Consider the following 18,329-nt stretch of genomic DNA (forward strand, 5'->3'; position numbering starts at 1 on the left):
GAGACAATTACAGAGATATCGAATCAGAACTCCGGAAGTAATCCTTGAGAATCAATCATCTTTAACTGTCTTTTGATGAGGCTTAAAGATGATTGACAGGTCATATTACCTGAAACTGAAGAATATTAAATTCAGTGAATTCCCTTAAAGGAGAGTTAATCGCGTCTCGAAATGTAGAAGCTATCAAGTATCAAACCAGACTCTGTCTTTGCGTATACAGTCAATCCATCTAGAGTGTAGTTGAACAGCATGTAGTGGTGTGCCTCTGCGGAGGCTATCAAACCGTCGCCTGAGCCGATTTCATAGAGCGGAGCGCCGCCTCCGGCAGTAACGATGTAGGTAACGCCGTTTCTCTCGATTCTCTGGTATCCGTGATCATGGCCATTTAGAACCAGATCCACTTTGTAGCTTTCGAACACAGGAACTAGGTATTGTTTCAGGTAAACATGATCGCCATGTGCTCCGTAACTGTAGGGGGGGTGGTGGAAGTAAACAATAACAAATGCGGGGTTCTTTTCTTTAGCTTCCTCGAGTTGTGTTAGAAGCCATGCATGTTGCTGAGAGTATTTGTCGAAAGCTTCGTTTGTGTTTAGACATACAAAGAAAATATCACCATACCAGAAGCTGTAATACCTCTTGTTCCCGGGGAAAGCAAAGAACCTCGTGTAATTGGATGCTTCTGATTCATGATTCCCAATAGCACTGTAGAAAACACAATCTGACAGAACTTCGACGACTTCAAAGAAACTAATCCACTCCTCTATAAGATCGTCTCCGTAGACGATATCACCCGTATGAATAACGAGTGGAACGTTTTCATTTGCGATTGCTTGAGCAACTTCTAGATGACCGCTTTTATTACTCCTGCTGTCTCCGTAGGCTGCGAAGCTAAACGGTGTTTTATTGAGAGGAGCTGTTGTAAGGATACCGCCTTTCCTGTAGATCACTTCGCCTTCTTTCTCACTTTTTACGGTATATGCGTAACTCATTCCAGGTTGAAGACCGGATACTCTGAATCTGTGAAGGGTTACCTCCTGTTCTGAAAATATCGACTCATTGGAGCCATCATAGACGATTAGATAAGAGTTAGAAGGCTCTTCGGTGAACCAGTTAACTGTAACTCCGTCTTGAGAAACATCGTTCAAGTATACCGAAAATGTCTGAGCGAAGATCAGTAAGAACAAGGAAAAGGTAACAATGTATTTTTTCAATGCAATCAACTCCTTTGATCAATTGTAGTCATCAAGCTTGCATCAGTTCATTATAGATTATAACGGAAAAATCACGTTGCATCTAACCACCGATTTTTCTGTGAGTCCCTTTCAACACTAGATTACAGTTGGCGATTGACCTTCCAAGGAGCTGTAGATCATCATGGAACTGTGATTGGTTGCATCGTGATATAATCTCAGAGCGGAGGTGAGGAATATGGAATTATACAGTAGTGAGAGTGAACCGCCACTTTGATCTATCTCGCCCATTGAAACCTCCTTCTATTTGACAAGAGCTTATGGCATTACTAGAAGAGGAGGGATGGATGTGCGGGAGATTCTAATTTCTGAAAACGGAAAAATGAATGTCGTGGGAACACCTGTGGAAGGCTGCTGGATAAATGTGGTTGCTCCTGATAGTGGCGATATTGCTTTTCTGAAGAGCCTTGAAATCGATGAAGATTTCGTTTTCGATGCTCTAGACCAGGAAGAGAGAGCAAGATTTGAGCAAGATGAAGATCTAATATACGTAATCACCAAACTGCCATATCTTGACACGAGCGATGAGACAGTTCCATACAAGACAATGACCCTTGGAATAGCCATGAAATCTGGCTATTTCGTCACAATAAGCGGTTTCGAAAGTGCGATTGTTTCCGATGTGATCGAAGGTCGTGTAAGAGACATATCGACTAAGAAGCGAAATCGTTTTCTTCTAAGAATCTTCGACAGGGCAACAGTTTATTACCTTAGGTATTTGAAGGAAATCCGAAGACTATCGAATGAAGTCGAATCAGAGTTGCACAGATCCACCAGGAATCAAGAACTGGTGGCAATGTTGAATCTCGAAAAGTCTTTGGTCTTCTTTACCACATCTCTTAGGTCCAACGAGTTGATGTTTGAAAAGCTTAAGAGAGCCAACATTCTGACCTTATACGAGGAGGACGAAGAGCTGTTTGAGGATATTTCCATTGAGAACAGACAGGCTATAGAGATGGCGAATATTTACAGCGACATCTTGACAGGAATGATGGATGCCTTTGCCTCTGTTATTTCTAACAACCTCAACGTTGTAATGAAAATACTCACAATAGTGACTTTATCTCTTCAGATTCCGACACTGGTTGCATCGGTATATGGAATGAATGTCGAGCTTCCTTTCATGCACGACAGCTCTATCTTCTACTGGTCAATGGGTCTCTCGGGAGTTGTGGCGTTTCTAGTTGCCATAATACTTTTCAAAATTAGATGGTTCAAGTAGTGCGTAGAGACTTAAGGAGGAAGATCTGAGTCAACGAAGTCAACAGCAGTACGAGGGGAATTAACGCAACTGGAAGGAATAGTCCTAAGACTGCATAGAAGAGAGCCATGCCGATAGAGATGAATAGCGTGACTCTCTTTTTCTGTCCAAAGAGCCTGAATATTTTGTCATAATAGTGATCTCTGTCGCCTGCGAAAGGTGATTTCTTCGCAATAGATCTTCTCAAGAAGCCCACGAAAAGGTCAAGAACTACGGGCCAGCAAATAGCGGCAATTCGTACGAAATTCTGACTTCCCCAAGACTGTATAAGTAACGTTCCCACAAATGTTCCGGCGATGTATGATCCCTGGTCTCCCATAAAAAGCCTTGCAGGGGGAAAATTGAAGATCAAGTAGCCGGAATAAGCACCAGCAACTGCAAGAGACATAAGAGGCACAAATCCCGTGAAGAAAGCGAAGACTCCAAAAACAATCATATTAGTTGAGCATATGCCATCAAGTCCATCCACCATATTATAGGCGTTAACCGTTCCTGCAAAGATGATGGAGAGTATTATCGAATCAACTGTCGAAAAGCCGTAGATTACGAATGCTACAGAGAATCCCACAATAACTTCCACTGCCAGTCTGATTTTTGGGGATATGCCTCTTATATCGTCCGCAAAGCCTAGCGCCCACATGATGATTATTGCGGGGAAGAATTCAGGACTCTGAATTAGCCATGGAACAAGCGCAAGGAGAATCGCTGTTCCGCCCATATAACTAATCGGCTTTTCGTGGGGCTTTAGAGTACCCGAAGGCCTGTCTACCAGGTCTAGCCCAATGCCAACTCTTCGAAAAAGAAAACATAGTACGGCCGAGAGAACGAGAGCGTAGAAAAAAGCCATCATCAGTTGTACTCCAAAGCCTTTTCAATAGTGTGAGCAACGAACTGCTGTTCTTCTTCAGACAGATTATTGAAGAAAGGAATAGCAACCGTTCTTCTTGCAAGCTCTTCAGTTACGGGAAACATGCCATTTTTGAATCCGAACTTCGTCATATAAAAGGGTTGAAGGTGGATGGGTCTGAAATAGTCTCTGCACTGAACACCATTGTCATTGAGATATTTCATGAAGTTGTCTCTCTCTATCTTTTCATCAAGTCTTATGACATATACGAACCAGCCGATACTAGTAGCATAGTCTGCCACAAAGGGAGTCTCTACTCCATCAATCTTTGAAAGCAGTTTTCCGTATCTGTCGGCAACTCTCTGACGCTTTGCTAAAATATCATCAATCCTTTTCAACTGCTCTATACCCAGTGCTGCCGACATCTCGTCCATCCGATAATTGTAGCCCAATCTCACATGTTCAAGCCAATTTTCTGATGTACCCCTTCCCTGATTCCTCATGCTTTTCGATAATTCGGCAATTTTGCTGTCGTCAGTGACAATTATTCCGCCTTCTCCAGTTGTGATTTGCTTGTTAGGATAGAATGCAAATGCACCTGCGAGACCGAAAGTGCCGGTTCTACGCCCCATAAAGGAGCTTCCCAGCGCCTCGCAAGAATCCTCTACGATTTTTACGCCGTTTCTGTTACAGACACCTTCTATCCCGTCCCATTCAAGGGGATGACCAAAAATATCGACCGCCATGAAAACATCTGGAATGAAGGGTCCTAACTTAATTTGATCTGTATTCAAACCGTTTTTCGAATAATTGCCGAGAGCATCTTCCAAAGTCTCTGGAGAGATGTTGTATGTTGACTCGTCAATATCTGCGAAAACAGGAACGGCACCTTCGTATATTGCAACATTGGCTGAGGACACAAAAGTGAAGGAACTCGTGATCACCGTCTGGCCCTGTTTCAAGTCGAGAGAGCGAACTATAAGATGAAGGGCGCTGGTTCCGCTGTTAACTGCAACTGCATGTTTGACCCCTATATATTCCGCCAATCTCTCTTCGAACTCCTCAACTTTGGGGCCGATAGATAAGATTCCACTACTCATTAGATCGGTAACAGCGGTGATTTCCTTTTCAGTCACGTCGGGTTTGGAAAGGGGAATGAACATCATTTCACCTCCTGGGGAGATTTTGAAAAGAGAGAGAGTAGAAGACCTAACATAAATGACCACAGTGCAGCCAGACCAACCTGAAAGTCCTTCGGCAATACGAATGTAAGTGTGTGGGCCGGTATCCAGAACCACACCAAAGACAACAGAGCTTTGTCAAGGTTCTTCCAGTTCTTCGTTTGAAGGACAAGATTATCAAGTAACCTATGAAAAATGACTAAGAAAACTCCAAATTGAAGATTCATTGATATAGAGCGAGTGATTGCATTTAGGAGTACGCTTTCGACAAAAACTTGTGGAAGGACTCTGTTTATCACTAGAGAAGATACGAATCCTTCGTAACCGATAAACGCGATCTTTATGAAGATAGCCAGAAAAGCCCATTCTAGCGCCTTCAAAACCATGAGGGAAGCAGAGAAATTTGCCTTAGTACCTGCAATCTTTGCACTGACATAATCGCCTAGAGTGCCGAGAATTGAGAACTGAATCATTGCAGAAACAAAGGGGAAATCCCTGACAAATTCAACATACCATCTCATCGAAAATCACACCCGGCACTTATTTCAACTGTGGCATCGTCGACTATTTCGGCCGTAATTTTGTTCAGCTCATCAAAATCGTTGTTATCAACGGCTGCCCTAAGGCGACTGGCTATCGTAAGTAAGGTCTTTTCATCCATTGCTTCCTTTGTCTTTAGGCGAAAAATCTTCGGATGCTTCGTCTGAATGAATTCCTCGTTTGAGAGGACAAGTTCCTCGAATAATTTCTCGCCCGGTCGAACTCCTGTGTACTTTATTTCTATTTCTTGCTGCGGTACGTATCCCGCCAGTGTGATCATCTCGTTTGCAAGGGAAGAGATCTTGACGGGTTCTCCCATATCTAGCACGAAGACATCTCCACCTCCTGAGTAAGCTCCTGCCTGAAGCACAAGAGATACGGCTTCTGGGATAGTCATGAAATACCTAGTCATTCTGGGATCAGTCACTGTAACGGGACCGCCCGACTGAATTTGCTTCTTGAAAAGAGGGATCACACTCCCGCGGCTCCCCAATACATTTCCGAATCTCACTATACCGAATTTTGTTTTGCTCCTTGATGAGATCGATCTGACGAACTCTTCTGCGATTCTTTTCGAAACACCCATAACCGAACTTGGCTTCACTGCCTTATCTGTTGAGATAATGACCACAGTCTCAACGCCAAATTCGCTTGCCAAGCCTGCAATGTTGTAAGTACCAAGTGAATTCACTCGGAATGCCTCGGTCGGATTTTCCTCCATCAGAGGTACATGTTTGTGAGCGGCGGCGTGGAAGACGACTTCGGGTTTAACCGCCTCAAAGATATACCTCATTCTTGATGAATCGGCGACATCGCAGATCAGTTGGCATAGGTTGAGATCAGGGAACATTGTGCCTATCTCCTGCCTTATCTCATAGATACTGTTCTCTCCCTTTCCAGCTAGTAGGAGTCTCCTGGGTTCGAGAGGGGCTATCTGACGACACAGTTCGCTACCAATGCTTCCTCCGGCGCCGGTTATTAGCACGTTTCTGCCAATTATATAGTCCTTGAGCGACCCCAAATCTATTTGAACACTCTCCCTTCCAAGGAGGTCTTCAATGTTTATCTCTCTCAAATATCCCAGTTTGGCCTTGCCGTCCATTATCTCTGTTATGCTTGGTAAAGTCTGGACTTTAACCTTTTCCACATCAATTCTTGAAAAGATTCTCCTCAGAGCGGCGGCATCGGCGGAGGGGATCGCGATAATTACCTTTCCAACTCCCATCTTGTCAACCAAATTCATGATTTCACTTGTATTGCCTAGCACGGGAATTCCACGAATTCTCTTTCGAAGCTTTCGAGGTGAGTCGTCTATGAACCCAACAACAAATCCATGTCCTGGATGGCGGGACAATTCTTCGGCTATAGAAGTTCCAGCGTCACCGGCCCCAACTATGAAGACTCTCTCTGCAGAAGAGACAATCTGATGGTTCCTGCTCAAGATACTCAGCCAGAGAATTCTTGACCATATTATGAGAAATACCGAGATGATGGCTGCCATGGTAGATACTGTGAAGGGCACTGTAAGAAACTTTACATTAAACAGATTTAGAAGTCTTCCCGCAGCAAATCCGACCGCATAACCAACTGCAACTGCCCTAAGTATAATGAAATAATCTCTGAAGTAACTGTAACTCCAGGCGATTCTGTATACGCCATTTAGAATAAGAGAAGCGACAATAAAAATACTGAAATATATTCCATTACCGAAAAATTGAGGTTCATCCAGAGTGAAGATACCGTATCTGAAGTACATACCCAATATGTACGCAAAATATACTATCGCTGAATCGAGAATCAGAAGCATTAGGTTTCTTCTGAAGCTGGATAGTTCACCGAGTTTTATCAAACTCCTCACCTCATGGAGATTCTAGCACACAAGGGGCTATGTTAGAAGATTAGCAGCTTTCTGAGGCTGTCTTGAACCAGATTTTCAAAGTCAGTTCACAATGAATCTATTATCTTGATTAGCGACACTGATAGCAACCTCGGCGGATTTCTCCTTATCCTTTATTTCAAGCATTATGTCGAAATCATAAGGACGACTCTTGATCAAAAAAGAGTTGAAATGGTCCAGATCGATAGCCTGAGCATGCCTCCCTTTTCGTGCCCCATTTTCTTGAGTGCTGTAGTCGACAATCGGTATGCCGTCTTCTTTAGACCATGTTGACCGTGGCAAATCGAGGGAATCAGCGAAATCTATTCCCCCATCAAGAATCGAATGATGGAAGACATCAAGAAGTATCGGGATGTTTGTCGCATGATGAATTGACAGGCAGTCTGCAAGTGAATAAAGTCTCTCATCATTCTCTATTACCAGCCTATCATTTATTTCGCTTGATAGTCCCTTGTACTCATCAACGAATCTGCTGACAGCCGCTTCTTTCTCTCCGTATACTCCACCTACATGAATCTGGATTTTCGCACTTCTGTCAAGATTCATGAGATCCAAAATCTTGGCGTGATACTCAAGTTCTGCGATGCTGTTATCTACAACCTCCCGCTTAGGGGAATTGAGCAAGACGAATTGATCGGGATGCATCGACACTCTCATGTTGTATCTTCTTATCTTCTTCCCGACATTTTCAAAGTCACTCCTGAAGAATTTTACCCAATCGGTCTTGCAGATTGGATGGGAAGCGAACGGGACCAAATTCGAGGTGATTCTGAAGAAGAGAATGTTTTTCGTTTTGTTGTAATCGATTATTTTCTCAAGACATGCAAGATTGGCCCCAACGGTTTCGATCAGTCTTCTTTCGCTGTAGGATGCTAATCTGAAGCTTCTTGCCGAGCTGCAGTCAAGAGTCGTGTTTATGCAAGGATATCCAATTTTCATACGCAACCTCCTCATACATGTATTTTATCCGAAGTCTTGGAGGAAGAATGTATAATTAGTTGGATATCGATTGAGAGGTGAGGCTCGTTGAGGGTTAAAAAGCAGCAATCTTTCCCAACTATAAGATTAGTCATTGTCGCCTTTTGTGGACTTTCGGTTTTCCTTCTTATTCTTTGCTTTTTTCAGTCTGGGAAGCTGAAGAGTCTTGAAACAAGAATAGCCAGCCTCGAAAGGCATCAAGCTGCGCTTGAGATGGAACTTAGCGCAGTTACCGGTGTCCAGAGAACGATGGAAGTAAATCTCTATTACTACAACGAGCTTCTCGATAGACTTATGAATGGCGAAGTCCTTTGCGATACTGAAGCTGTTATACCTGTTGGTCGAACGATCCCTAATTCTCAGTCGCCCATTAACGATGTCATTCGGTTGTTAATAAGAGGAGAATTGACAAAGGCCGAAGAAGATCTGGGATTCAGAACAGAATTCCCCGGGAGGGAGCTTCAGTTTCTAGGGGCCAGACTTGAAGACGGGGTTCTTTATCTGAAATTCTCTGACCCATCGGGGTTTACTTCGGGTGGGTCATGCAGAGTCAATCTCTTGCGAGCCCAGATAGAAAAAACCGCTCTTCAGTTTGAAATGGTTGAAAGCGTCGTGTTTGAACCAGAAGATATTTTCCAGCCGTAATCTTTGACTTGGTACCTTGAAAAGGCGGTTTACTTCATGGTAATGTTCAAGGCAATTGACTTTAACAAATATTCGTGATATAATGTAAACTAAGACGTCCGAAATGGATGTCTTCTTTTTTAGTCAAGCTTGCGCTTCTTGTGTGTTCAGAGAAAGATCAGGAGGATCGAGGCTGCACTTAGAATGCCCGCAATCCCAAGTCCGTACATTTCCCATTTAGCGAGTCCTGTCAAATAGTGAAATTCTCTAATTTCTCTAATCCATTTTGGAATAGAAGCTATTTGAGAAGCAGTGAACTTCTCTTTCAAACCGAAAGTAATCCAGACTCTTCCTGGATCTGTTGCCTCGATCTCAATGGAATACAAACCATCTTTTGTAAGGGTCGAGTCATGTCTAACATAGAGATATGAGTGAGTGTCTCCAAAAAATTCGTACATTATCTCAGGTTCGATGCTCTCCAGCACGAAGCTTTCGTATGCATTTCTGTCGGGATCGTATACAGTAAGCTCAGGTCGAAAATCCTTCGTACTTTCCATACCCTCATTTTCCTTTGGAACTCCGAAAAGCATATGAAATTGCATCCCGATTGAGCCTTCAAACGTGATCACAATTCTTTCTCCTTCTGAGAGAATGTAGTAAAAGATCTGAGATAGATCTATGTCTCTTACAAGGTATGCACCATTCACAAAGTCGTCCGGCCCTAGAAATGTTGGGATGTGAGCGAACGTCGAAACCGCAAAGATTATTATCATAGAGAAGAAGATAACCGTCTTTTGCATCAAAAGGCCTCCTAATTGGAATCAATATAAATTAGTTTATCAGTTAGATGGGTTTTTTTGATCTTTTGAAGATAGTAGAAATTGCACCGAAGTGAATCAACAAAAGAATTCCCGTAAACAGAGAAAAGACGCTTATCCTTCTGAATGGAACTATATGAGAGTTCTTCCAAGAATCAAATCATTTTGGAATGTTCGCATCGATTTCTTCTGATCATGTTTATGTTGATGACTCACAAAGACTTAAGTAACAGGTGTCATTGTGTACGGCCATTCAGTTATTGGATCCGCTAGAGCACTCTCTCAAAGGAGAGTATCTCGAGAGAGTAATCTCTCTCGTACGATCTCATTGCTCTGGAATCCATTTCGATCTCTCCGACCTGATTGTCAAATGGATCGGATCTGTAGAATTTCTTCGCTGGTATCAACGGCGACATGAAAGCAGAATTTGAAACCATTCTGAATGCGTCCAGGTTGCCAAAATAGAACTCCTTGTAGGCCGGAATGTCATTCCTGGAGCCCCCAAATGAGCAGTCCACAGGTATCCAGCCAAAGGGCTCTAGCCAGATTAGGGCCCAATCGTGAGGGCTTGCTCCCTTGGGAGTTGCAAACCATCCAGACTGCCATCTTGCCGGAATGCCCCTGATTCTGCAAAGCGTTATGAATAAGAGGGCTTTCACTCCACAGTCCCCTCTAAGGTTAATGGCGGCGAATTCAGAGAGGTTTGGATAAAGGGCATATTCACTCATGAAAGTATACTTGACGTTTTCGCATATCCAGTTGTAGAAACTCTTTGCTATGAAGTAGGCATTAGTCTCACCCTCGGCAATCTCCTTTGCCAGAGATTTCATTAGGGGCGAGAAGACAATATGTGGAGCCCTTTCGCCTAAATAGTTTTGAAATCTCTTGCCATCGGGTTCGGTACATTCATAGGGGTTAAGTGAAGATGAGATTTCAGAAATCTCGTATTCGAAATCGACACTGAACAATGTATCATGCTTTGAATCTGCTTCCATATACACGGTTCTTTGGGGATAGGTATCTGGTGACAAGAAACAGCTGTGACTTGTCTTAATAATTTTGGCAGAAGACACTTGATCACCAATTCTGGGCACAGGGAGCCAGCAGCGAAAGAGACTACCCTCAGAGCTTCGGACTGCGATTGACGACCTTGCATTGATTTTATACTTAGCGGGTCGTCTGTCGCTTATTAGCCTGTCTATCTCTCTGTGAAGAGAGGCTCTGGTTTCTTCCCTGTCAGTATCTTTCTTCTTCAGTCTGTTTTCAAATTCGGGCATTACAAAGAGAAGGTTTTTGTCGAATCTTCTTTCGAAACGTTCTTCGCCATCGAAGACAATTGAGTCAAGCTTCTTCGCATCACTCAGGGAGTCAAACTCCTCTCTTGAGAAGTCTACGAAAATGTCTGAGAGAATATCAAAAGCCTTTTCTGATTTGTACGGGTAATTGTCTTTCAGCCTGAGGATTCTCTCTTTCTCCCACAAGAGTCTCTTTTCCACTAATGAGGGAAGATAATCTTCGAGTTGATGCTCAATCTCCTCTAAAGCGCCCTTGTAGTCTCCAATCGATTCGAAACAGCTAATCCTTTCCGGAAGTTGTGCTGCCAGAAATTCCATCTCTACCCCTCCTATGCAAAATTCCAATTTGACTTAAGTTGATTATAACAGCAGGAGAGAATCGGAAAAAAGGCGGCCTCTTCTTCGAGGCCGCTATTCTTTTGAGATATAAGGGGTGGAATTTTCTCCACTGAATAGTACAAAGCAAATCTATGCCAAAATGACCCGATGTATCTTCCTTCCTTTAGAGCATTTCTGTACAATCCTTGTTGTAAGCTTCACTGAATTTCCAATGTCGAATTTGATTCATTATCCTTTCCCGTACCCGGAAACAGGACCGCAAAAAAAAGCATAACAGTCTAACGAACAATTATGAGTAGGAAATGAAGGAGAATCATAAACTAAGAAACATGAACTCTTTGCCATATAATCTGAGTTATGGTGATCGTTTCTTGTTGTCAATCGTGCGAAGTGTTGATCAATAATTTCTTAGTATTCAGGAGGTGTAATGATGGCTGAAATTCTTTTAAACAAGACTGTTCCGGATTTTTCGTTGCTCGACCAAAATGGGAAAGAAGTGTCTTTATCAAAGTTTTCAGGTAAACGGATTGTGCTGTATTTCTATCCCAAGGATAATACATCAGGGTGTACTCTAGAAGCAGAAAGTTTTAGGGATCTAAAGAACGAATTTGCGGACAAGAACACAGTTATAATTGGAGTTAGCAAAGATACTCAGAAATCGCATGCAGGCTTCTCACTCAAGCTTGATCTTGACTTTTCTATTCTGAGCGATAAAGACGGAGAGATTCATCAGATGTTCGATGTGATTAAGCCGAAGAAGATGTATGGCCGCGAGTACTTGGGAACTGAGAGATCCACATTTATAATTGATGAGAACGGAGTTTTAGTCAAAGAGTACAGAGGTGTCAAAGTGAAAGGCCATGCAGAAGAAGTCCTAGAATTCATAAGCAATCTGAAGTGATTTAGAGGGCAAACTTATAGCACACTTTTGTCCACGCTTTCTCAAATCCCTCTTCAATATAGAGGGAAAGGGCTTTTTCATTCTCTGCGTTTACTGAAAGGACACTTTCGAGGCCCAAGTCAAGAGAAAGAAGTAATGCCTTTCTTAACAAGAGTCTTCCATAACCCTGCCCCTGATAATTAGGTAATACAGCCAAAGGGCCTATCTCCAGAAGTCCATCTTCATTTACCTCCGAGAAGAATAGACCAATTGGCTCGTCAACTTTTATCAGGAGCTGTATGCCAGAGCTCGGGACATTACTTCTCAAGAGAAATCTTCTCAACCATTCTTGATCGATATCTAGATGACCGGCAATTTCAGCGAAAGCCAAGTTGATAATATTGCAGTAGATTTCTCCGTGAGTCTCAGGATCGAAATCTACGAAATGGATTTCATTGGGAATTTCTAAAGAAACACTGTGTAGCCTTCTCTTTAAGATAAAAGAGTATCTTTCCAAAGAGAAACCGATTTCCTCTAGGATACTTTGAATGGGTTGCTCAGGCGAGACAAATAGATATACCTCATCGATTTCGGATATCATGCCTTTTATGGCATTTAGCAGAGATCTGTAGGCTTCCGCTTGTGAAGTCACCGAATGAAAGATCATGAATCTTCCCTTTCTAGCCTTTCTGTAGTGATCTTCAAGAATTAGTGAAGCTGCTCCAATCATTTTCCCTTCTTCATTTAAGAGTGCTACAGAAGGATGTCTTTCATCTGCAACGAAGTCGTCGGAAGGAAGGTATGAGTCGTCGTGTTCTGGTCCCACACGACGACTGTATTCTATGAAACTTTTCAGGATTGAGTCTTCTACCTTCTTTATCATGCGACACCACCTTCATTCAAGTGTACAACGCATATTCTATCTCAGATCCGGCGTTAATGGAATCAGGAACTGTCGTGATAAAATTATCGGGGTTATTCTTTTGAATGAATTACGGGGGTAGACATGGAGTTCAGAAGATTCAACGATTATCGGGAAATGATTGAAATGGTTGTTCTTGCTTTTTCTTTCGAGAAGAAGAATCAGGGGACATTGGAGGAGTATCTGAAGAGTCTGGAGAGTCAGGGGAAGAGATTCTACGGAATCTACGACGGAGAGACAATAGTAGCAGGATGCATCGTCTTTCCTTACAAAATGAGACTTAGACAGAGTTTCGTTCCAATGGCCGGTATCGCAATGGTGTGTTCAAGACAGGATTACCGGGGAAAGGGAGGAATTAGGCAGCTCTTCACGGAATTATTGCTAGAGCTCAGAAAGGATTTCAAAGTATCGGTCCTTTATCCGTTTTCGAGAGACTTTTATCGAAAGTATGGTTGGGAGGTATTCGATCGCTGGCAGTACGTCAAGTTTTCTCCTGGATCATTGACTGAACACGAATCGACAGGAATAGATGCTTCTGACATGGCATTTCCGGATTTCGATTCCATCAGTTTCTACAAGGAATATGCTCGGACCCACTTCAACTGCACGCTCCGATCAGAAGTCGACTGGAAGGAGAGACTGTCGCCGGTTTGGCCAGATCAGGTTGACAAGCGTATCGTCAAGTTCTCGAAAGATGAGAAGGTTGTAGGCATTCTTGACTATACACTTGGTTTCAATCAGAAGGAAGACACGTCCTTCCACTCGATATTCACATTTGCTTCGCAAAATGAAGAAGCAAGGAATGCAATGTTCACATATCTGAGAAGGCTTTCTCACCAGGTGAAAGAGGTTAGGATGTGGCTCCCTCAGCATTTCGAGATTTGGCCTTATATAAATGAGAGTCCTCAGGAGCATCACCTAAGAGAGACCTCAATGATAAGAATTGTGGACCTAAAGAGACTTAACGGGCTTGAAATACTAAGTGAAGACGTAAGAATTGACATGAAAATCGAGGATAGCCAGTGCTCGTGGAATGACGGCAATTACCGGCTCGAAATAAAGGACAACGCTCTCTCGATTTGCGAGGGCGGAACCCCACAGATCGAGATAGGCATTGGCAGTCTGTCAACTGTGATTTCTGGGAGAGAATCACTGTCTAGAATGGTTGAGCTGGGGCGGGCAAAGGCCCTTGCAGGATACGTCGGAGAAAACATAAGGAAATCGGAAGTGTTCTTCAACGAGACGTTTTGACAACCATTATCGGAGAAGTGAGTGTCTCAACCCAATTAGATCGCTGTCTCTTTTGCCCGTCGACCTGCTTTAAAACTTTAGAGGAGCTGTGTTTTAGATTGCATGATGTAATGAAGATACCTGCAAAATCCCGCTGAAATAGTACATTCTCCTTAGAACAGTGGAGAACAGCTTTACCAACTCTCATAATTGGGCAAGAATTACCTTCTAGAAAAGATAGGATTGTTCGATTTCTAGACTAGGACGCGATTTCAGAGACAAGTCCATCATTCGCTAAATTGAGGGCGGTGGAATTTGCAGCTCAATTGCGATGTAGTTCAGATTATTGTGTAGGCATGTGATGAAATCATTGAGTGGATCCTGTCGATGCTGTTCGCATATCGGTCATTATTAAAGGCCAGGCAAAAGAAGAAGTGTATAATTATCATGTTAGGAGTAACGGTAATTCGAGGTGGTGATTTTGATGGGTTTTGCTGTTAGGAGAAGCAAGAGGCCCAGAATAGGACATATTAGGAATAACTTCATAAGAGCATCGGTTCTCTTTGCTATAGTAACACCTGCGTCAATTTACGGAATTGCGGCTTTTTTTGGTGCGGGAGACAGACTTAGCGGTTTTGGATGGCTTTTAGTAGTATTGATAGCCTTCTGGGTTTTGGTGGGAGCAATCTGGTTACTCTCCCTGAAGGCCTATATGGAGGTTCGCAAACAAATCGGGAAGAACCAGAGCGTTTTCAGAAGCAGAAATCTAAGACCGGCGGGAATGATTTTCAATAGATCTCAGGTTAGTCCCATAAGAATGAAATCAACCTAACTTCTGATTGCTCATGAACCATTCATACAGTTCCGGATCAGAGTAAGTTTCTGTCCATGAATCGTGACCGGCTTCAGGATATATCTTGAGCAGAGGTCTTCCGCCGGCATCTTTCAGCGTTCTTATTAGGATCCTGCTCTCTTCGGCTGAGACTATGTTATCTTTTCCGCCATGGAAGGCCCAAATAGGCAAGTCCTTGATTTCCAGAACTCTCTCCGGGAAGCCCAGGATTCCAAGACCACCCCCGCAAACAGGTGCTATTGCCGCAAAGAGATCCGGATACTCTACAGCCATGTGCCAGGTTCCAAACCCTCCCATTGAAAGTCCGGTGAGGTACATTTTAGAAATGTCGACTCTATACTGCTTTATGACAGTGTCCAGCAGGAATTTCAGATCTTGAAGTTTGTTAAGCCACCAGTCATTCTCCGGACATTGTGGTGAGATCGTTATGAAAGGAAAATCAGCCATCTCACTCACGATTCTAGGTATTCCGTGTTTTCTAAGCAATTGGAGATTGTCACCTCTCTCGCCGGCTCCATGAAGGAAAAGTATGAGAGGCCAGTCGGCTTCTTCTGAGGAGTACTGCAGTGGGAGGGATATTAAGTAGTCGAGCCTCCTGTTCAGCGAGTAAGCAATTGTTGATGAATGAAGTTCCATAGATACACCTCCTTAACGGTCTTCACTCTACAGCATAGCATTAGGAATTGAGAATTCCTTACCCCAGCCATAGTGAAGAATCATCTCTTAAGAAGGAAAATAGTAGTTAGTTCTAGACTAAGTACACTTCATCAAACATCGGTTCGAGTGTTTCTTCTCAAGTTCGCTGAGCTCGTATCCATAGTCAGTTAAGTACGCCTTCCTATCAAACAGTATTTCTTGCTCTCCTTTCTGAATCATCAGAAATCCTCTTTGGAGATTTACAGATGCTAATTAGCTTCTTGAACCTGTTTGCAGGACTTCAAGCCTGTTAATGAGTTTTTTTGATGAACGAAGTTCGAAATTATCCTTGACCTTCTCTTGCCTTGAAGACTGACTGTCCTGCCAGAATCGTTTCCTCCACTTCCAGTTTTCTGTTGAGTAGTACAAGATCAGCAACGAATCCCTCTTTGAATCTGCCTCTGTTGGGTATTCCAAGATTTTGAAGAGCGTTATATGAAGTCACTTTAGCCAGTTCTTGAAGACTACAGTCAGTCCACCTGTGAAAGTTATTGGCTGCCCTTTCCATAGTAAGAGTGCTTCCTGCAAGAGTTCCATCTTCAAGTGTTGCCGTACTGCCTTTGACTTCCACTTTTAGACCCCCGAGATCATACATTCCATCACTGAGACCGGTTGCGTCAAGCGAGTCGGTGACCAAGATAATAGCTTCACTGCCACGCATTTTGTGGACCATTTGGACAAACTCTGGCGCTGTGTGAATTCCATCTACTATCATCTCAAGCTTCATAGGTAGTAGGAAACCTGCCCCGACACAACCTATTTCTCTGTGGTGAAGAACGTTCATACCGTTAGGAAAGTGAGTCATCCTTCCACAACCAGATTCATAAGCCTCTTTGATTTGAGAATAAGTGGCATCTGTGTGTCCAATTGAAACAATAATCTCATGCTTGAATATTTCGGGAAGGACCTCTAGGAAGCCCTCGATCTCTGGAGCCATTGTTATCAGCACGACGATATCGGAAAGCACTGATCTGAGCTCCTTGATTGTTGCTGGTCTTATTGCAGAGGGATTCTGAGCCCCTTTCTTCTTAGGGTTAATATATGGTCCCTCGTAGTGCACTCCTCGAACGGCCGTTCTGGGTCTTTCACTCACATAGTTTGAGACAAGGTCAGCCACTCTCTTCATTTCATTTGAGTCTGCGGAGACCGTAGTGGGAATTAGAGAAGTTACGCCGTGAGTTTCAGCAAATCTCTCCCACTCTTGAAGATCTCCTGTATTCATCGTCATGCAGTTAATCCCAACTGCACCATGCGAATGTGTATCGACAAAGCCAGGCATAGCTATTGAATTGAATTCTCCACCGATTCTTGCAATTGCTTCGATTTTGGTTCCAGATATTCTGACATTTGCCGTGTATTCCCCATCTACTGGATCAACAACAAGAACCCTTTCCAGTTCCATTCATGTCATCTCCCTTCTTGACTCAATTATTACATCTATTAGCAGGTATCTGGGCAATCTGTGAGAAAAGCGAATAGGCCGAGGCAACTGGGAGGGATGTGCCAAGAAATGGGTTGTCCAGTGACGGTTATCCTTTCACCGAGGAGAGAGTTTGTTCTTATTTCCAGAGCAAGGATTTGTTCTTCGTTATTGGCCAAGATCAAAACAGAGAGCAGGGTGCTGAAAAAGTTCAGATACGTGCTGTTATCGCAATAATCAAAGAATACCATCTGTGTAGGGCCTACCCTGAAATGCCCTTGTTCAGTGTCATCACGTAGATCCTGCCATGAAGTGCTCCTGTTCAGGAATCCTGTTCGGGGTCCCGCTCTTGCCAGACCCTAGACCCCACAATCCCAGACCCGCCTCTTCAAATCTCTAAGCAATCTCTAAGCGGCTTTTAAGCGGGCTCCAAGAAACGGGCCGTAGACTGAGAATGTACCAAAAATCATATGGAGGTGTAAGAGATGAAAAAGATAGTGTTGATTACGATAGCGATTCTTTTGATCGGTGGAATGACATTGGCAGTAGGTTACGGAGCGAAGGCAATGCAGAGAAGTCAGGATACTACTTGTGAGAACTTCGTAGATGCAGACGGCGACGGAATAAATGACAACTGCCCGAATGACGGTGTAAGAGAGTTGAAGAATGCCCAGGACGGAACAGGCTACAGGCACGGAGCTTCTGGCGAAAAGGGACCGGGACTCGGCAGAGGATTCGGAAAAGCAGCACAGCTGTAAGAGATAAAACCCCTACTCAATCAAGTCAAGGGCTCGAAAGGGCCCTTGTTTTTCGTGATAATCGAACTGGGGACAACCGACGCAGGAACTTCTCAGTCCTCATTTTGACTTTCCCTGCCACCGGAATTGTGATCGGATCTAGGGTCTTGGGTCTAGGGTCTGGTGAACAAAAGCGGTTCTGAAACATCAGCGGCGGACCGTTGACGGCTGACCTGACAGGCCTCCTGCGAAGCGGCATCACTTCCGGCAATGTTCTTCGCCAGCCTTGCGACCGCCGATGCTTCTCGGTGCCTTGCGACTTCTTCTATGGTCTGCCCCATTTTTCGCGAGAGACAGGGATCCTGACCAGGAGCATTGTCAGGATGACTGCCTCGGGTCCTAGGAATGTGTTACATCCCGTTATCTGAATTCAATTAAGCATCTTGTTCTTCCTAACCCGATTCTCATAACCCGGTTTTCTTAACCCGTTCTTTTAACCCGATCCTTTGCTTCCCCGCGAAGCGGGCATTGCGTCCTGGCGTGTTCTTCGCCAGCCTTGCG

18 protein-coding genes are annotated in these 18,329 nt (G+C 43.7%); 6 read left to right on the forward strand and 12 right to left on the reverse strand.

Annotated elements, in window-relative coordinates:
• Positions 1-155: 155 nt before the first annotated feature.
• Positions 156-1,211 (reverse strand): metallophosphoesterase, encoded by a 1,056-nt coding sequence (locus Y697_RS08820; protein ID WP_121551262.1) that lies wholly within the window; start codon positions 1,209-1,211, stop codon positions 156-158.
• 117 nt (positions 1,212-1,328) lie between these two features.
• Complete coding sequence (locus tag Y697_RS14705; protein ID WP_183083766.1) at positions 1,329-1,481, reverse strand: hypothetical protein; 153 nt, start codon at positions 1,479-1,481, stop codon at positions 1,329-1,331.
• Between the two features lie 52 nt (positions 1,482-1,533).
• Here Y697_RS14705 and Y697_RS08825 point away from each other — a divergent pair, with 52 nt between their 5' ends.
• A complete protein-coding gene (locus tag Y697_RS08825) occupies positions 1,534-2,472 on the forward strand; it encodes a magnesium transporter CorA family protein (RefSeq protein ID WP_259462414.1) in 939 nt (312 codons plus the stop codon).
• Here the strand turns inward: Y697_RS08825 and Y697_RS08830 are convergent.
• From Y697_RS08830 to uvsE, 5 genes are all read right to left on the reverse strand, one after another.
• Positions 2,465-3,361, reverse strand: a complete 897-nt coding sequence (locus Y697_RS08830; protein ID WP_121551264.1) for a glycosyltransferase family 4 protein — start codon at positions 3,359-3,361, stop codon at positions 2,465-2,467. The genes Y697_RS08825 and Y697_RS08830 overlap by 8 nt on opposite strands.
• Complete coding sequence (locus Y697_RS08835) at positions 3,361-4,521, reverse strand: DegT/DnrJ/EryC1/StrS aminotransferase family protein (protein ID WP_121551265.1); 1,161 nt, start codon at positions 4,519-4,521, stop codon at positions 3,361-3,363. Before Y697_RS08835 ends, Y697_RS08830 begins: the two co-directional genes overlap by 1 nt.
• Positions 4,521-5,060: a hypothetical protein gene (locus Y697_RS08840; protein WP_121551266.1), complete on the reverse strand. Its 540-nt coding sequence runs from the start codon at positions 5,058-5,060 to the stop codon at positions 4,521-4,523. The genes Y697_RS08835 and Y697_RS08840 overlap by 1 nt, the downstream gene beginning before the upstream one ends.
• The gene (locus Y697_RS08845; RefSeq protein ID WP_121551267.1) at positions 5,057-6,928 is read right to left on the reverse strand and encodes a nucleoside-diphosphate sugar epimerase/dehydratase; all 1,872 of its coding nucleotides are present in this window, start codon (positions 6,926-6,928) and stop codon (positions 5,057-5,059) included. The genes Y697_RS08840 and Y697_RS08845 overlap by 4 nt, the downstream gene beginning before the upstream one ends.
• 90 nt (positions 6,929-7,018) lie before the next feature.
• Entirely contained in the window at positions 7,019-7,915 is an 897-nt protein-coding gene (uvsE, locus tag Y697_RS08850; protein WP_121551268.1) for a UV DNA damage repair endonuclease UvsE, read from the reverse strand.
• A gap of 87 nt (positions 7,916-8,002) precedes the next feature.
• Between uvsE and Y697_RS08855 the strand changes: the two genes are divergently transcribed.
• Complete coding sequence (locus Y697_RS08855; protein ID WP_121551269.1) at positions 8,003-8,599, forward strand: GerMN domain-containing protein; 597 nt, start codon at positions 8,003-8,005, stop codon at positions 8,597-8,599.
• 146 nt (positions 8,600-8,745) lie between these two features.
• Here the strand turns inward: Y697_RS08855 and Y697_RS08860 are convergent, their stop codons facing one another.
• Complete coding sequence (locus Y697_RS08860; RefSeq protein ID WP_183083767.1) at positions 8,746-9,378, reverse strand: hypothetical protein; 633 nt, start codon at positions 9,376-9,378, stop codon at positions 8,746-8,748.
• 287 nt (positions 9,379-9,665) lie between these two features.
• A complete protein-coding gene (locus Y697_RS08865; RefSeq protein WP_121551270.1) occupies positions 9,666-11,009 on the reverse strand; it encodes a transglutaminase-like domain-containing protein in 1,344 nt (447 codons plus the stop codon).
• Positions 11,010-11,460: 451 nt separating this feature from the next.
• Here Y697_RS08865 and Y697_RS08870 point away from each other — a divergent pair, with 451 nt between their 5' ends.
• A complete protein-coding gene (locus tag Y697_RS08870) occupies positions 11,461-11,931 on the forward strand; it encodes a peroxiredoxin (protein ID WP_121551271.1) in 471 nt (156 codons plus the stop codon).
• A gap of 1 nt (position 11,932) precedes the next feature.
• On the opposite strand, the gene Y697_RS08875 is transcribed toward Y697_RS08870, so the two are convergent.
• Positions 11,933-12,793 carry a GNAT family N-acetyltransferase gene (locus Y697_RS08875; protein ID WP_121551272.1) on the reverse strand — a complete coding sequence of 287 codons (861 nt, stop codon included), beginning with the start codon at positions 12,791-12,793 and terminating at the stop codon, positions 11,933-11,935.
• A gap of 123 nt (positions 12,794-12,916) precedes the next feature.
• Here Y697_RS08875 and eis point away from each other — a divergent pair, with 123 nt between their 5' ends.
• Together eis and Y697_RS08885 are read left to right on the forward strand one after the other, a co-directional pair.
• Positions 12,917-14,083, forward strand: coding sequence for an enhanced intracellular survival protein Eis (gene eis / locus Y697_RS08880; protein ID WP_121551273.1), 1,167 nt, complete (start codon positions 12,917-12,919; stop codon positions 14,081-14,083).
• Positions 14,084-14,546: 463 nt separating this feature from the next.
• Positions 14,547-14,894, forward strand: coding sequence for a hypothetical protein (locus Y697_RS08885; RefSeq protein WP_121551274.1), 348 nt, complete (start codon positions 14,547-14,549; stop codon positions 14,892-14,894).
• On the opposite strand, the gene Y697_RS08890 is transcribed toward Y697_RS08885, so the two are convergent.
• Together Y697_RS08890 and nagA are read right to left on the reverse strand one after the other, a co-directional pair.
• On the reverse strand, positions 14,886-15,551 hold the full coding sequence (locus Y697_RS08890; RefSeq protein ID WP_121551275.1) for a prolyl oligopeptidase family serine peptidase: 666 nt from the start codon (positions 15,549-15,551) through the stop codon (positions 14,886-14,888). The genes Y697_RS08885 and Y697_RS08890 overlap by 9 nt on opposite strands.
• A 343-nt stretch (positions 15,552-15,894) precedes the next feature.
• A complete protein-coding gene (nagA, locus tag Y697_RS08895) occupies positions 15,895-17,013 on the reverse strand; it encodes an N-acetylglucosamine-6-phosphate deacetylase (protein ID WP_121551276.1) in 1,119 nt (372 codons plus the stop codon).
• Between the two features lie 503 nt (positions 17,014-17,516).
• Between nagA and Y697_RS08905 the strand changes: the two genes are divergently transcribed.
• Positions 17,517-17,789: a hypothetical protein gene (locus Y697_RS08905; protein ID WP_121551278.1), complete on the forward strand. Its 273-nt coding sequence runs from the start codon at positions 17,517-17,519 to the stop codon at positions 17,787-17,789.
• The last annotated feature ends 540 nt before the right edge of the window (positions 17,790-18,329 follow it).

This window comes from Mesotoga sp. BH458_6_3_2_1 (assembly GCF_003664995.1).
Lineage (GTDB): Bacteria > Thermotogota > Thermotogae > Petrotogales > Kosmotogaceae > Mesotoga.

Coding starts and splice junctions, on each gene's coding strand:
- Y697_RS08830 (WP_121551264.1), bottom strand. CDS start 3,361: ATGATGGCTTTTTTCTACGCTCTCGTTCTCTCGGCCGTACTATGTTTT.
- Y697_RS08835 (WP_121551265.1), bottom strand. CDS start 4,521: ATGTTCATTCCCCTTTCCAAACCCGACGTGACTGAAAAGGAAATCACC.
- Y697_RS08905 (WP_121551278.1), top strand. CDS start 17,517: ATGAAAAAGATAGTGTTGATTACGATAGCGATTCTTTTGATCGGTGGA.
- Y697_RS08870 (WP_121551271.1), top strand. CDS start 11,461: ATGGCTGAAATTCTTTTAAACAAGACTGTTCCGGATTTTTCGTTGCTC.
- Y697_RS14705 (WP_183083766.1), bottom strand. CDS start 1,481: ATGGGCGAGATAGATCAAAGTGGCGGTTCACTCTCACTACTGTATAAT.
- Y697_RS08890 (WP_121551275.1), bottom strand. CDS start 15,551: ATGGAACTTCATTCATCAACAATTGCTTACTCGCTGAACAGGAGGCTC.
- eis (WP_121551273.1), top strand. CDS start 12,917: ATGGAGTTCAGAAGATTCAACGATTATCGGGAAATGATTGAAATGGTT.
- nagA (WP_121551276.1), bottom strand. CDS start 17,013: ATGGAACTGGAAAGGGTTCTTGTTGTTGATCCAGTAGATGGGGAATAC.
- Y697_RS08875 (WP_121551272.1), bottom strand. CDS start 12,793: ATGATAAAGAAGGTAGAAGACTCAATCCTGAAAAGTTTCATAGAATAC.
- Y697_RS08860 (WP_183083767.1), bottom strand. CDS start 9,378: ATGCAAAAGACGGTTATCTTCTTCTCTATGATAATAATCTTTGCGGTT.
- Y697_RS08885 (WP_121551274.1), top strand. CDS start 14,547: ATGGGTTTTGCTGTTAGGAGAAGCAAGAGGCCCAGAATAGGACATATT.
- Y697_RS08840 (WP_121551266.1), bottom strand. CDS start 5,060: ATGAGATGGTATGTTGAATTTGTCAGGGATTTCCCCTTTGTTTCTGCA.
- Y697_RS08825 (WP_259462414.1), top strand. CDS start 1,534: ATGGATGTGCGGGAGATTCTAATTTCTGAAAACGGAAAAATGAATGTC.
- uvsE (WP_121551268.1), bottom strand. CDS start 7,915: ATGAAAATTGGATATCCTTGCATAAACACGACTCTTGACTGCAGCTCG.
- Y697_RS08865 (WP_121551270.1), bottom strand. CDS start 11,009: ATGGAATTTCTGGCAGCACAACTTCCGGAAAGGATTAGCTGTTTCGAA.